Origin of the sequence: Candidatus Sulfotelmatobacter sp., from assembly GCA_035498555.1 — a bacterium.
Lineage (GTDB): Bacteria > Eisenbacteria > RBG-16-71-46 > RBG-16-71-46 > RBG-16-71-46 > DATKAB01.
Window position 1 is genome coordinate 1 of the sequence record DATKAB010000087.1, and the last position, 12,407, is coordinate 12,407.

Sequence of the window (12,407 nt, forward strand, 5' to 3'; positions counted from 1 at the left end):
TACGTCGCCTGCCGCGACACCGCGGTGAATTGCATCCACAACGCCGACGAACCGCTGCGACCGGGCCACGAAGCGCCGACCCGCAGCGACGCGATTGCCGCCGCCAACCAGCGCGGCGCGCACGTCGTGTGGGTGGACGAGAGCGAGTGCATCGGCTGCAATCTGTGTTCCCACGTCTGCCCGGTTCCCGACTGCATCACCATGACCGACGTCACCAACGGCCGGCCGTTCGAATCGTGGAACGACCGCATGGCCAGGGGCACCTCGGTGGTGCCGGGCGGCCTCAAGGACTGGCGGGCCGCGAACGGCGCCCGGCGTTGAGGAGCGACCGCGCGTGTCCGCGGTGAGCGGGCTCCAGGCGCTCCATCTCCGTCCCGGACATCCCGACCTCCTGGATCTCCCCTGGCACCTGCCGCTGGCGCGGTGGCCTGGGGCGTGCCCGAGGCTGGTGGAGATGCCGCGCGGCCTCTCGCGGCACGACGTGCAATTCGTCAGCTACGGCGCGACCAGCTACGCGCTGAAGGAGATGCCGGCCAGCGCCGGCGAACGCGAGTACGACACGCTGATGCGGCTCGAAGAGCGCCGGCTGCCGGCGGTGACTCCGGTCGGGCACGCGCGTGTGCGCACCGAGGCCGGGGAAGACACCAGCGTGCTGGTGACGCGCTTCCTCGAGGCTTCGCTGCCCTACCGCATCCTGTTCCAGGATCCCGGGCTCGGCCGCTATCGAGATCGGCTGATCGACGCGATCGCGGGCCTGCTGGTGCGGCTGCACCTGGCGGGCTTCTACTGGGGCGATTGCTCGCTGTCCAACACCCTGTTTCGCCGCGACGCCGGCGAGCTGCAGGCCTATCTCGTGGACGCCGAGACCTCGGAGTTCGTGGAGACCATGAGCGACGGACATCGCCAGCAGGACCTGCTGATCCTCGAGGAGAACGTGGCGGGCGAGATCGCCGACGTCGCCGCGATGGAGAACGTGAGTCCGCCTGGCCCGGCGCTGGGCGAGAGCGAGGCGCTGATTCGGGCGCGCTACGAGCGGTTGTGGAGCGAGGTCACGCGCGAAGAGACGTTTCTCGCCGGCGAGAGCTTTCGCCTGCACGAGCGCGTCAACGCCCTGAACGCGCTGGGCTTCTCGGTGGGCGAGATCGAGCTGGTGCCGACCGGGGAGCGCAACCGACTGCTCATGCGCACCATCGTCACCGACCGCGACTACCACCGCCATCAACTCCACAGCCTGACCGGCGTGGTCGCCGAGGAGCGCCAGGCGCAACAGATGATGAACGAGATCCGCGAACTGCAGGCGTGGTTCTCGAACGAGCAGGGCCGCAGCGTGTCCATGACCGAGGCGGCCTTCCACTGGCAGCACGAGCGCTACGAACCCACTCTCAAGCGCCTGGCGGCCCAGGTCGCGGCGGGAGCGGCCCCCACCGAGCTCTACTGCCAGGTGCTCGAGCACAAGTGGTTTCTCTCGGAGAAGGCGCAGCACGACGTTGGCTTCGAGCGGGCGGTCGACGACTACCTGCAACAATTCCCGCAGACGCCGGCATGAATCCCGTATCATGCGGCGCGGATGAGCATGGAAGCCAGCCATACGCGACGGCGCCAGCGCCAGCGCGAGCGCTCGATGGACAGCCGCGTGATCGAAGCCGAAAACGCGCTCGAGGCCGTGCGTCGCACGCTGTTGGAGGGCGGCTCGTGCAGCGTGGAGGCCGAGGGCTGGCGCCGGGTGGTGGTGCACGACCCCGCCATCGACGCGCCGCTCAGGCGCTGGCCGTGGCCGTTTTTCCTGTTCTCTCCGCACAACGTCCGGCTTCAGATCTACGAGGGCGCACTGCGCGTCACCACCGTGACCTTCGGAAAGAAACAAATCGGCGAGGCGATCGAGAACTTCCTGCGCGGCGTGTCGGCCAAGACCAAGGTCATCATCACCCGCGAACGACCCCTCAAGTCGGGGCGTGGATGAGCGTCGCCTCCGGATCGTCCGTCTCACGGAAGCCGCGGTCGCAAGCCCGGCGGGCGCTCCCCACGCTTTTCGCGATCCTGGCTCTCTTCACGCTCTCGTCGGGTCGCGCCTCGGCGGCGGGAACCCCCAAGGACTCACTGGCCGCCCACCTGATTCAGCCCGCAGCGCTCGCGCATTGGCTGGCCGGCCCGGCGGCGCAGCGCCCGGCCCTGATCCACGTCGGCTTCGGCGTGCTCTACAAGGGTGGCCACATCCCGGGATCTCGCTACGCCGGCCCCGCTTCGAAGCCGGAAGGGCTGGATTCATTGAGGAAGACGCTCGGGCCCCTGCCGCGAGAGGCGCCTCTCGTCCTCTACTGCGGCTGCTGCCCCTGGGAGAACTGCCCCAACGTCGTGCCGGCGTTTCAAACCGCAAGGGCCATGGGCTTCAAGCGCGTGCAGGTGCTCCTCGTCGCCAAGGACTTTCAGAAGGACTGGGCCGACAAGGGCTATCCCACCGCAGAATCAACCCACTAGCTCAGCCCTATCTGGATTGACAGAACTCTCAGGAATCCAGTAGGTTCCGGCAGTAATCTAACCCTTACGTGAGGGTGCTGAACCCAGTGTCCGATTCCTACCGCCAGCTGCTCCGCGTCGGAGATCTCGCCCGCCAGACGGGAAAGACCGTGCGGGCGATCCATCTCTACGAGGAGCTGGGTCTGCTCCAGCCGGCGACTCGCAGCAGCGGTGGGTTCCGGCTGTACGAGCCGTCGGCGGCGGAGCGGGTGCGCTGGATCGACCTGCTGAACGGGCTGGGGTTTTCGCTTCAGGAGATGAAGGGCTTGCTGCGCTCGTGGTGGAGCGCGGGGCTCGGGCCCGAAGCCATGAACGACTTGCGCGCGCTGTTCGTGCGCAAGCTCGAAGAGACCCGGGCCAACCGGCGCCGGTACGAGCAGCTCGAGCAGGAGCTGGTCGCGGGTCTCGCGTATCTGGAGACCTGCCGGGTGTGCGATTCACCTTCCGACGTGAAGACGTGCGTGCACTGCCAGCAGGATCACGGAATGAAGCAAGAGCCCGCGTTGCTGGTCGGGCTCAAGTCCGCTCCCGGCGGCGGGCGCAGGAACGCCCACGACGGGTTCGTTCGAGTCGAAGAGGTCGAGTGAGGGATATGGATCTACCGATCGTTGGAATTACCGGTCAGGCCGTGAAGGGTGTCGTGTTGACTCCTGGCGCCGCGGAGAAGATTCGCGAGTTGCTGGCGTCGCGTGGAACCCAGGAGCAGAGCCTGCGGATCGGCGTGCGCGGCGGCGGCTGTTCGGGGAACTCCTACTTCATGGAGTTCTGCGAGGGCGCCGCGGCCGGCGACGAGACCGTGGTCAGCCACGGAGTGAAGCTGGTGGTGGATACGAAGAGCTTGATGCTCCTCTCGGGCACCACCATCGACTACGTGAACGGATTGATGGGTGCCGGCTTCAAGTTCAACAATCCGAACGTCCGCCACAGCTGCGCGTGCGGCGAGAGCTTCTCGGCGTAGAGGAGATTTCGATGAGCGAACGTCGCAAGATTCTGCGCGAGGTGATCTACCTGGCGCACGAGGGCGGCTACGACGGGCCGGGCAACGATTGGGACTCCGCCTCGGCCGCGGAGCTCGATCAGGTGATCGCCTCGGGTGCGCACCTGCCGGTGCTGCGGTCGGAGCAGTTCACGCGACCGTTCTTCATGCACATCCTGCATCCCGATCCGGTGACGGTAACGCCGGACGCGGTGTTCGAAGACGTGCTCGAGGACGAGCTGGAAGAAATCGAAGCCGAAGTGGCGGCGCTCGGAAAGAAGCTGGCCGATTCCGACGATCCACTCGAGTTTCTGAAGCAGTACCTGAGCTAGCAGGTTCGTTCGCGGCCGCATGCAATCCTCGGCCGGTCGAATCGGAGTCACTCACCCCGATCTCGAGAGACTTTCATGAGCCATACGCCTGAACTCGTCGTCAAGGACCTCCGCGTGAGCGTGGAGGGGAAGGAGATCCTCAAGGGCCTGAACCTCGAGGTGAAGAAGGGCGAGGTCCACGCGCTGATGGGCCCGAACGGCTCCGGAAAGAGCACCTTCGCCAACACGCTGATGGGCCATCCGCGCTACGAGGTGACGGGCGGTGACATCCTGTTCAAGGGCCGGAGCGTGCTCGAGATGGATCCCGACGAGCGCTCGCGCGCCGGCCTGTTCATGGCGTTCCAGTACCCGGTCGGGATTCCCGGCGTGACGGTCGCCAATTTCCTGCGCGCCGCGCTCAACGCCCGCCTGGCCTCGCAGGTGGCCGAGACCAACGGTTCCGTGCCCAAGCGCCCGACGGTCGCGCCCAAGGAGTTCCGCGCGATGCTCAAGGAGCGCATGGAGCTGCTCAAGATGGACGAGAGCTTCGCCGGACGCTATCTCAACGACGGTTTCTCGGGCGGCGAGAAGAAGCGCGCCGAGATCCTCCAGATGGCGGTCTTGAAGCCCGAGATCGCGATCATGGACGAAACCGATTCGGGGCTCGACATCGACGCGCTGCGCATCGTGTCGGACGGCGTGAACGCCCTGAGCGGCCCCGGGCTCGGCGTGCTGGTGATCACGCACTACCAGCGGATCCTGAACTACATCAAGCCCCAGTTCGTGCACGTGATGGTGGACGGGCGGATCGTGCGCTCGGGCGGTCCCGAGCTGGCGCTCGAGCTCGAGACCCGCGGCTACGACTGGGTGCGTGGTGTGAAGGAGGTGGCGGCATCATGAGCAAGATCGAAACGCCGCATCTCGACCCGCGCGAGGCCTACGCCGAAAAGTACGGCTTCCACGACAAGGACCAGTTCGTCTTCAAGGCCCGCAAGGGCCTCGATCGCGACATCGTCGAGCAGATCTCGAAGATGAAGGACGAGCCGCAGTGGATGACCGACTTCCGGCTCAAGGCGCTCGAGATCTTCGAAAAGAAGCCGATGCCCACCTGGGGTCCGGACCTGTCCACGATCCGCTTCGACGACATCTACTACTACGTCAAGCCGACCTCGGAAGAAGCCAAGTCCTGGGACGACGTGCCCGCCGACATGAAGCGCACCTTCGACAAGCTCGGGATTCCCGAGGCCGAGCAGAAGTTCCTGGCCGGCGTGGGCGCCCAGTACGACTCCGAGGTCGTCTACCACAAGATCAAGGAAAGCCTCGAAAAGCAGGGCGTGATCTTCCTGTCGTGCGATCAGGGGCTGCGCGACCATCCCGACCTGTTCAGGGAGTACTTCGCGTCGGTGATTCCGTCGGCGGACAACAAGTTCGCGGCGCTCAACTCGGCGGTGTGGTCGGGAGGCTCGTTCATCTACGTGCCGAAGGGCGTGCACGTGGACGTGCCGCTGCAGGCCTACTTCCGGATCAACACCAAGGACATGGGCCAGTTCGAGCGCACGCTGATCATCGTCGACGAGGGCGCGTACGTGCACTACGTCGAAGGGTGCCTGCCGCCCGGCGAGCAAGTCAGTCTGGGCGATCGCTGGGTCAACATCGAGAGCGTGGCGCCGGGCGACGTCGTGATGGACTCCAACGGCAACGAGGCGGTCGTCGCGAGCACGCGGACGCACCGCCACAAGGGCGACCTCGTGAGGCTCACGCCGATCTCGTCGGCCAACGCGTTCCAGGTCACGCCCGAGCATCCGGTCCTCGCGGTGAAGCGCGAAGAGGTCCGCACGGCTCGCCGCGCTCGCGGCAAGCGGCTGCCCGAGGTGGATAGCAGGCGGCTGCTCGCGGCGACTCCGGGGTTCCGGCCCGCCGGCGAGCTCGAGCGCGGCGATTTCATGGTGTTCCCGATCAGCCAGACCACCCGACCGAACGCGACGCTGACACGAGAGGTGGTCCGCCTGCTCGGTTACTACCTGGCCGAGGGCTCGACCTATGTTCACAACAAGCTCAACGTGCCGGTCGTCGCCTTCAGCTTCAACGAGGCAGAGCGCGAGACGATCGACGAAGTCAAGGCGTTGATCCTCGCGGTGGCGGGCAAGGGGGCCATGGAGATCCACGACGCGAGCCGCCATTCCGTTGAGGTCCGGGTCCATTCCGGCGAGCTGAGAGAGATGTGCCTCGAGCACTGTGGTCAGCATGCGGCCGAGAAGCGGCTGAGCAAGGCGATCATGGAGCTGCCCACGGGGCTGCAGGCGCAGCTACTCGAGACCTATCTGAGGGGAGACGGAAGCGTCTACCGCAAGCGCAAACACACCATGGTGCGCGCGGCGACCGTCTCGAGAGCGCTCGCCTGGCAGCTGCAGGAGCTGATCGCCCGTCAGGGTCACTTCGCCACGATCAATGTTCGAAAAGGCGGCAAGGATACGATCCCGGGCCGCGAGATCACGCGGCGCGACCAGTACATCCTCTACTACTCGCCCGACAAGCAACAGAGCGAGGTCCGGCGATCGGGCAATAGCTTCCTCGTGCCGATCAAACGGATCGATCGCACGCCCTACGAAGGGCCGGTCTTCAATTTCGAGCTGGAGAGCGCTCCCAACGCCTACGTCGCGCGAGGCTTCGCAGTGCACAACTGCACCGCTCCAGTCTACTCGAGCGATTCGCTGCACTCGGCGGTGGTCGAGATTATCGTCAAGCGCGGGGCGCGTTGCCGTTACACCACGATCCAGAACTGGTCGAACAACGTCTACAACCTGGTGACCAAGCGCGCCAAGGCGTACGGCGATGCCACCATGGAGTGGGTTGACGGAAATCTCGGCTCGAAGATCACGCAGAAGTACCCCTCGGTGTTCATGATGGAGCCGGGCGCGAAGGGTGAAGTGCTATCGATCGCCTTCGCCGGGCGCGGCCAGCATCAGGACGCCGGCGCCAAAATGGTGCACCTTGCGCCGAATACTTCGAGCAAGATCATCTCCAAGTCGATCAGCAAGGACGGCGGGCGCGCCGGCTACCGGGGGTTGGTGCGCGTGCAGAAGGGCGCCGAGAACTGCCGTTCGACCGTCAACTGCGACGCCCTGATCCTCGACGAGCAGTCGCGCTCCGACACCTATCCCTACATGGAGATCCTCGAGGACAAGGTGTCGATCGGCCACGAAGCCACGGTGTCGAAGATCGGCGACGAACAGCTCTTCTACCTGATGAGCCGCGGCATCAATCAGGAGGAAGCGGCGGCGATGATCGTCTCGGGTTTCATCGAGCCGATCGTGAAGGAGCTGCCGATGGAGTACGCCGTCGAGATGAACCGGCTGATCCAGCTGCAGATGGAGGGCTCGGTCGGATGACGACGCAACTCCAGAACGCCAAGACGTTCGAGCGCGCCTGGGTGGAGGAGGCCGCGCGGCGTGCGACCGCCGCGCGCGAGACCGAATTCTCGCGCGAGACGCGCCGCGTCGCGACCGGCATTCTCGGCACGCTGTCGTTCCCGAGCCGCGAGCACGAGTTGTGGCGCCGCACCGATTTCCGCGCGCTCGAGGCCGAGCTGCCGGCGCTCGACCCATTCGCGACGGCCACGCCGGCCCGCAACGTCGACGACCTGCCGCATGCGATCCTGGAGAAGCTTTCCGGCGAGGCGGCGCAGGTCGGTCTGGTGGTGCAGAGGAACGGCGCCGTGGTGCTCGAGCAGACGCATCCCGATCTGACGCGGCAGGGGATCGTGGTCGGTTCGCTCGACCGCGGCTTCCGCGAGCACGAGGCGCTGCTGCGGCCGCGCTACGGTTCGCAGATCCATCCCGACTACGACTGGTTCACGGCGTTCGGCGCAGCGGTGCGCTCGGGCGGCGCGTTCGTCTACGTGCCCGACGGCGTCGAGGCCGCGCTGCCGATCCGCCTGTTCCAGTGGCTCGATGGCGGCGGGGCGATTTCGACGCCGCGCACCGTCGTGATCCTGGGCAATCGCGCACGCGCCACGATCGTCGAGGAGCTGCTCTCGGCGACGACTGAGGGCACCTCGTTTCATTGCGGCGGCACCGAGGTGTTCCTGGGCGAAGGCGCGCATCTCATCTACGGCCAGCTCCAGGAGTGGGGCCGCAACGTCGTCCACTACTCGAACCAGCGGGTGCGGCTCGAGCGCGACGCGGAGCTCCAGTGGATCCAGACCCTGCTCGGCAGCCGGATGGCCAAGACCAACTCCTACTTCGACCTGGCCGGGCCGGGCGCCCGCGCCTACGTCCACGGCTTCATGTTCGGCGACGCGCAGCAGCACTTCCATCTGCACACGCTGCAGCGCCACCTGCTCGATCACTGCACCAGCGACCTGCTCATCAAGGGCTGCCTCAAGGATCACGCGCGCAGCATCTATCAGGGGCTGATCCAGGTGAGCGAGGGCGCTCAGCGCACCGACGCCTATCAGGCCAACCGCAACCTGCTGCTCTCCGACACCGCGCGCGCCGACAGCATCCCGGGCCTCGAGATCCTGGCCAACGACGTGCGCTGCACGCACGGCGCGACGATTGGCCACGTCGACGACGAACAGATGTACTACCTGATGGCGCGTGGCCTGCCGCGCTCCGAGGCGCAGCGCCTGATCGTCGAGGGATTCTTTGCGCCGGTGCTGGATCGGATTCCACTCGAATCGGTGCGCGACCAGCTGCGCGCGGTGATCGCGCGCAAGATCGGATGAGGTGATGACTCGCGAGCCCGCGCTGGGCGCCGCGCCCTCGACCGCCGAGGCGGCCCGAGGGCGTGCGGCTGCCTCGGCGGCTCCGGGTGCGACCCACAGGTTCGACCCCCGCACGATTCGCGCCCAGTTCCCGATCTTTCGCGCGCCCCGCGAGAAGCCGCTCATCTATCTCGACAGCGCGGCCACCTCGCAGAAGCCCGAGGCGGTGCTCGAGGCGATGGATCGCTACTACCGCACCATCAACGCCAACATTCATCGCGGCGTGTACCGCATCGCCGAAGAGGCGACCGCCGCCTATGAAGACGCGCGGCGCCGCGTGGCGAGCTTCGTGGGCGCGAGCCCGCGCGAGCTGATCTTCACCCGCAACAGCACCGAGGCGCTGAACCTGGTCGCCTACGCCTATGGTCGCTGGGCGTTGAAGCGCGGCGACGCCATCGTGCTGACACCCATGGAGCACCACTCGAATTTGGTGCCGTGGCAGCTGCTGGCCCAGGAGCGCGGCCTGGAGCTGCGTTTCATCCCGATGACGCCGTCGGGCGAATTGGAGATGTCGGCGCTTCCCGCGCTGCTCGCCGACGGGCGCGTGAAGCTGCTCGCGGTGGTGCACATCTCGAACGTGGTCGGCACCATCAACCCGATCGCCGAGATCGCGCGCCTGGCGCACGCCGCCGGCGCGGTGGTGGTGGTGGACGCGTCGCAGAGCGTTCCGCACTGCCCGGTCGACGTGAAGGCGCTGGGTGCCGACTTCGTCGCCTTCACCGCGCACAAGATGCTCGGCCCGACCGGCATCGGCGCGCTGTGGGGGCGCCGCGATCTGCTCGAAGCGATGCCGCCGTTTCTCGCCGGCGGCGAAATGATCCGCGAGGTCAAGCTCACCAGATCCGAATGGAACGAGCTGCCGTGGAAGTTCGAAGCAGGCACGATGTCGATCGCCGAGGCGATCGGCTTCGGCGCCGCGGTGGACTATCTCTCGAACCTCGGGATGGACGCGGTGTTCGCGCACGATCGCGAGCTGGCCGCGTACGCGATGCGGCGCCTGCCCGAGGTGCCGGGCCTCACCATCCTCGGGCCGCCGGCCGACAAGCGTGGCGGCGTGGTGGCGTTCGAGCTCGAGGGCATCCATCCGCACGACGTGGCGACCGTGCTCGACGACGACGGTATCGCGGTGCGCGCCGGGCATCATTGCGCGATGCCGCTTCACGAGGCGCTCGGTGTGCCGTCATCGGCGCGCGCCTCGTTCCACTGCTACAGCCTGCCGGAGGACGTGGACGCGCTGATCGAGGGGCTCCATCGCGCGCGCCGCGTATTCGCGCGATGAGCGCCTGGGACGATCTTTACCGCGAGAACATTCTCGACCACTACAAGCACCCGCGTCATCACGGCACGATCGAGAACGCGGACATCAGCTACGAGGACGGAAATCCGCTGTGCGGCGACAAGCTGCGCATGGACTTCCGGATTCGCGACGGGCGCATCGAGGACGTCGCGTTCTCGGGCCACGGCTGCTCGATCAGCCAGGCGTCGGCGTCCATGCTGTGCGAGCGGGTGGCGGGGAAGAGTCTCGACGAGGTGAAGCAGCTGAGTCGTGACGACGTGCTCGAGATGCTGGGGATCGAGCTGGGGCCGGTGCGGCTCAAGTGTGCGCTGCTCGCGCTCAAGACGCTCAAGGCCGGCGTCTACGGGCTGAAACAGTGGCCGGGCGAGGAAAGCGAAACGTGAGCGATGAGAGAAACGACCTGACCGCGGGCCAGACGCCGGCGCCGACCGGCGGGAGCGCGCCCGCGGCCGGGGGTTCGGCGCCCGCGCCGACCGCGGCTCCGAGCCAGCAGGAGCTGGCGATCCGCTCAGCGTTCGAGACGGTGATGGATCCCGAGATCAACCTGTCGGTGATCGACCTGGGACTGATCCGCGAGATCGAGATCCAGCCGGGCAAGACAATGGTAAAGATGATGCTCACCACCCCGTTCTGCCCCTACGCGCCGCAGCTGATCGCCGAAGTGAAGCAGGCGGCGATGAGCGTCGTGCCCCAGGAGTGCGACGTCGAGATCCTGCCGGACGCCTGGAATCCGCAGATGATGCCGGATCCGGGGCTGCTGGGGTTTTCGTACTAAATTCCCTCCTTGGAGCCGGTGGGTCGCCGCTCCTGACCAGTCGACGCGGCATTGCTTTGCTCGGCTTGCTCCTGAGCTAGTCGCCCACCAATTGTGTCAGCGAACGATGAGCATCTTTCTACTCGCTGTTCCACTGCCCGCCTCCAGCCGATACGGGTACACACCAGGCCGCCAGCCCTGTATTTGGATCTGCACAGAATGTGGCCCGGGGCCAAGAGTTGAACGAGTGAGCGGGACGGCGATGCGGCGGCCCTGCAGATCAGAGACTGACAACGTGACTGCTGCAGTGGTTGGGCAGCTCGAACCGGATCTCAGCAACTGCCCGCACCGGGTTCGGGACGCACTTCGTGAGCTCCAGCGATCCCGGGCGAGGCGGGCGGGGCTAGCCGGAAGGCCGCCAAGCCATCGGCAGGAATTCCAGCGACACGTGAGAATCCGCCCCCCACGTACAGAGCGTCCTCGCCCTTACCGCGCCTTCACCGAAGTCACTCCGATCGTCCCCAACCACGTCTCCACCAACTCCGGCCAACGGGTGATGGCGGACGTCGTCCGTCGCAGGCCGAACGCGTGGCCACCGCGTGCATACAGGTGGTACTCCACGGAAACGCCGGCCTTTTTCAAGGCGAGATAGTAGACGAGCGAGTTCTCGACGGGGTCCACCGGGTCATCCACAGCCTGCAGCAAGAACGTCGGCGGCGTGTCGCTGGTGACGGGAATCGTCGGGTTCAGCTCGAACTCGCGGGTCGTCTTCTCCAGCATGTGCCCGGGATAGAGCGTCACCGCGAAATCCGGGCGGCAACTCTGCGTGTCCGCCGCATCGACTACCTGATATGCACGCCTGGACCAGTGCGTGCTCACATCCGCCACGAGGTGTCCGCCCGCGGAGAAGCCCAGCACTCCGATCTTGTGCGGGTTCACGCGCCATTCCACGGCATGAGCGCGCACCAACCCTACGGTCCTCTGTGCGTCTTCGAGAGCCATCGGGGCCTTCGGGTCCCGGTGGCACTGGCAGTCTTGGTCCCAATGCGGCCCTGAGTCTGGCACGCGGTACTTGAGCAGCACGGCTGTGATTCCGCGGGAGGCCAGCCACTCGCAGACCTCCGTGCCTTCGAGGTCGATGGCCAGAATCTTGTAACCACCGCCCGGGAAGACGATCACGGCCGCCCCCGTGTTCGTTCCCTGTGGTGAATACAAAGTCATCGTCGGCTCCGCGACCTCCTGCACGTCGAGCCAAGGCTTGCCACCAACGAGGTTCTCAGCCTGCTCGACGAACTCCGGCTTCGTGATCGGCGCGGCATCGGGCACAGCCCCCGGCCAGATCGTGATCTGCCGATGCCCGGGCGGGGGCTGCCAGACAGCGGCCCGACTTTGCAGAGCGCCAAGAGCGCACATCATGCAAATGGCGAGCATCATCGGCTTCATCGGCATTCCACTCCTCCCCGTCTCGACCGGATACGTGCCCTCTGAGGATCAGTCGCTCCACTAACCCTCGTAGAGTAGCCCGACCCGAAGTGGCACGCGATTAGGAACAACCGTGGGTTGCCCATGACGCGGGGGGGACACGTAGGCCTCTACAGAAACCGACCCGGGGCTGCTGGGGTTCTCCTACGAGCAGGAGCCGCGCTCCACTCGCTCGGCCGGCGGCCCGCAATTGGAGCTTGTCGCGAGTCGGTCGTGGCGCGACAATCCTGGGTGCCGATTCACCCGTGCCCCTTGAAAGCGCCACCATGCTCGGTCGCCGTGCCTGTGTTCTCCTCACCCTGCTGCTG

General features: G+C 66.3%; 14 protein-coding genes. 13 read left to right on the forward strand and 1 reads right to left on the reverse strand.

Going from position 1 to position 12,407, the window contains the following annotated elements:
• The 13 genes from VMJ70_08055 to VMJ70_08115 all read left to right on the forward strand — a co-directional run.
• The coding region (locus VMJ70_08055) for a 4Fe-4S dicluster-binding protein (GenBank protein ID HTO91070.1) at nucleotides 1–321 on the forward strand (321 nt) is incomplete at its 5' end.
• A 13-nt stretch (nucleotides 322–334) separates the two neighbouring features.
• Nucleotides 335–1,546, forward strand: a complete 1,212-nt coding sequence (locus VMJ70_08060; GenBank protein ID HTO91071.1) for a DUF4032 domain-containing protein — start codon at nucleotides 335–337, stop codon at nucleotides 1,544–1,546.
• A gap of 27 nt (nucleotides 1,547–1,573) precedes the next feature.
• On the forward strand, nucleotides 1,574–1,960 hold the full coding sequence (locus VMJ70_08065) for a hypothetical protein (GenBank protein ID HTO91072.1): 387 nt from the start codon (nucleotides 1,574–1,576) through the stop codon (nucleotides 1,958–1,960).
• Nucleotides 1,957–2,475 (forward strand): rhodanese-like domain-containing protein, encoded by a 519-nt coding sequence (locus tag VMJ70_08070; GenBank protein ID HTO91073.1) that lies wholly within the window; start codon nucleotides 1,957–1,959, stop codon nucleotides 2,473–2,475. The genes VMJ70_08065 and VMJ70_08070 overlap by 4 nt, the downstream gene beginning before the upstream one ends.
• A gap of 86 nt (nucleotides 2,476–2,561) precedes the next feature.
• Complete coding sequence (locus VMJ70_08075; protein HTO91074.1) at nucleotides 2,562–3,101, forward strand: MerR family transcriptional regulator; 540 nt, start codon at nucleotides 2,562–2,564, stop codon at nucleotides 3,099–3,101.
• Between the two features lie 53 nt (nucleotides 3,102–3,154).
• Nucleotides 3,155–3,472 (forward strand): iron-sulfur cluster assembly accessory protein, encoded by a 318-nt coding sequence (locus VMJ70_08080; GenBank protein ID HTO91075.1) that lies wholly within the window; start codon nucleotides 3,155–3,157, stop codon nucleotides 3,470–3,472.
• Between the two features lie 11 nt (nucleotides 3,473–3,483).
• Nucleotides 3,484–3,822, forward strand: a complete 339-nt coding sequence (locus VMJ70_08085) for a hypothetical protein (GenBank protein HTO91076.1) — start codon at nucleotides 3,484–3,486, stop codon at nucleotides 3,820–3,822.
• 75 nt (nucleotides 3,823–3,897) lie between these two features.
• Nucleotides 3,898–4,701 (forward strand): Fe-S cluster assembly ATPase SufC, encoded by an 804-nt coding sequence (gene sufC / locus VMJ70_08090; protein HTO91077.1) that lies wholly within the window; start codon nucleotides 3,898–3,900, stop codon nucleotides 4,699–4,701.
• Nucleotides 4,698–7,190: a Fe-S cluster assembly protein SufB gene (sufB, locus tag VMJ70_08095; protein ID HTO91078.1), complete on the forward strand. Its 2,493-nt coding sequence runs from the start codon at nucleotides 4,698–4,700 to the stop codon at nucleotides 7,188–7,190. The genes sufC and sufB overlap by 4 nt, the downstream gene beginning before the upstream one ends.
• Nucleotides 7,187–8,527, forward strand: coding sequence for a Fe-S cluster assembly protein SufD (sufD, locus tag VMJ70_08100; protein HTO91079.1), 1,341 nt, complete (start codon nucleotides 7,187–7,189; stop codon nucleotides 8,525–8,527). Before sufB ends, sufD begins: the two co-directional genes overlap by 4 nt.
• Nucleotides 8,528–8,531: 4 nt before the next feature.
• On the forward strand, nucleotides 8,532–9,845 hold the full coding sequence (locus tag VMJ70_08105) for a SufS family cysteine desulfurase (protein HTO91080.1): 1,314 nt from the start codon (nucleotides 8,532–8,534) through the stop codon (nucleotides 9,843–9,845).
• Nucleotides 9,842–10,246 (forward strand): SUF system NifU family Fe-S cluster assembly protein, encoded by a 405-nt coding sequence (locus VMJ70_08110; protein HTO91081.1) that lies wholly within the window; start codon nucleotides 9,842–9,844, stop codon nucleotides 10,244–10,246. The genes VMJ70_08105 and VMJ70_08110 overlap by 4 nt, the downstream gene beginning before the upstream one ends.
• The gene (locus tag VMJ70_08115) at nucleotides 10,243–10,638 is read left to right on the forward strand and encodes an iron-sulfur cluster assembly protein (GenBank protein HTO91082.1); all 396 of its coding nucleotides are present in this window, start codon (nucleotides 10,243–10,245) and stop codon (nucleotides 10,636–10,638) included. Before VMJ70_08110 ends, VMJ70_08115 begins: the two co-directional genes overlap by 4 nt.
• A gap of 465 nt (nucleotides 10,639–11,103) precedes the next feature.
• Here VMJ70_08115 and VMJ70_08120 read toward each other — a convergent pair whose 3' ends face one another.
• Nucleotides 11,104–12,060, reverse strand: a complete 957-nt coding sequence (locus VMJ70_08120) for an alpha/beta hydrolase (GenBank protein HTO91083.1) — start codon at nucleotides 12,058–12,060, stop codon at nucleotides 11,104–11,106.
• Nucleotides 12,061–12,407 lie beyond the last annotated feature (347 nt).

What these genes read in the sequence shown, in the direction of transcription:
- VMJ70_08065 (HTO91072.1), top strand. Translation starts at nt 1,574, where the DNA reads ATGGAAGCCAGCCATACGCGACGGCGCCAGCGCCAGCGCGAGCGCTCG.
- VMJ70_08070 (HTO91073.1), top strand. Translation starts at nt 1,957, where the DNA reads ATGAGCGTCGCCTCCGGATCGTCCGTCTCACGGAAGCCGCGGTCGCAA.
- VMJ70_08085 (HTO91076.1), top strand. Translation starts at nt 3,484, where the DNA reads ATGAGCGAACGTCGCAAGATTCTGCGCGAGGTGATCTACCTGGCGCAC.
- sufC (HTO91077.1), top strand. Translation starts at nt 3,898, where the DNA reads ATGAGCCATACGCCTGAACTCGTCGTCAAGGACCTCCGCGTGAGCGTG.
- sufB (HTO91078.1), top strand. Translation starts at nt 4,698, where the DNA reads ATGAGCAAGATCGAAACGCCGCATCTCGACCCGCGCGAGGCCTACGCC.
- sufD (HTO91079.1), top strand. Translation starts at nt 7,187, where the DNA reads ATGACGACGCAACTCCAGAACGCCAAGACGTTCGAGCGCGCCTGGGTG.
- VMJ70_08105 (HTO91080.1), top strand. Translation starts at nt 8,532, where the DNA reads ATGACTCGCGAGCCCGCGCTGGGCGCCGCGCCCTCGACCGCCGAGGCG.
- VMJ70_08110 (HTO91081.1), top strand. Translation starts at nt 9,842, where the DNA reads ATGAGCGCCTGGGACGATCTTTACCGCGAGAACATTCTCGACCACTAC.
- VMJ70_08120 (HTO91083.1), bottom strand. Translation starts at nt 12,060, where the DNA reads ATGAAGCCGATGATGCTCGCCATTTGCATGATGTGCGCTCTTGGCGCT.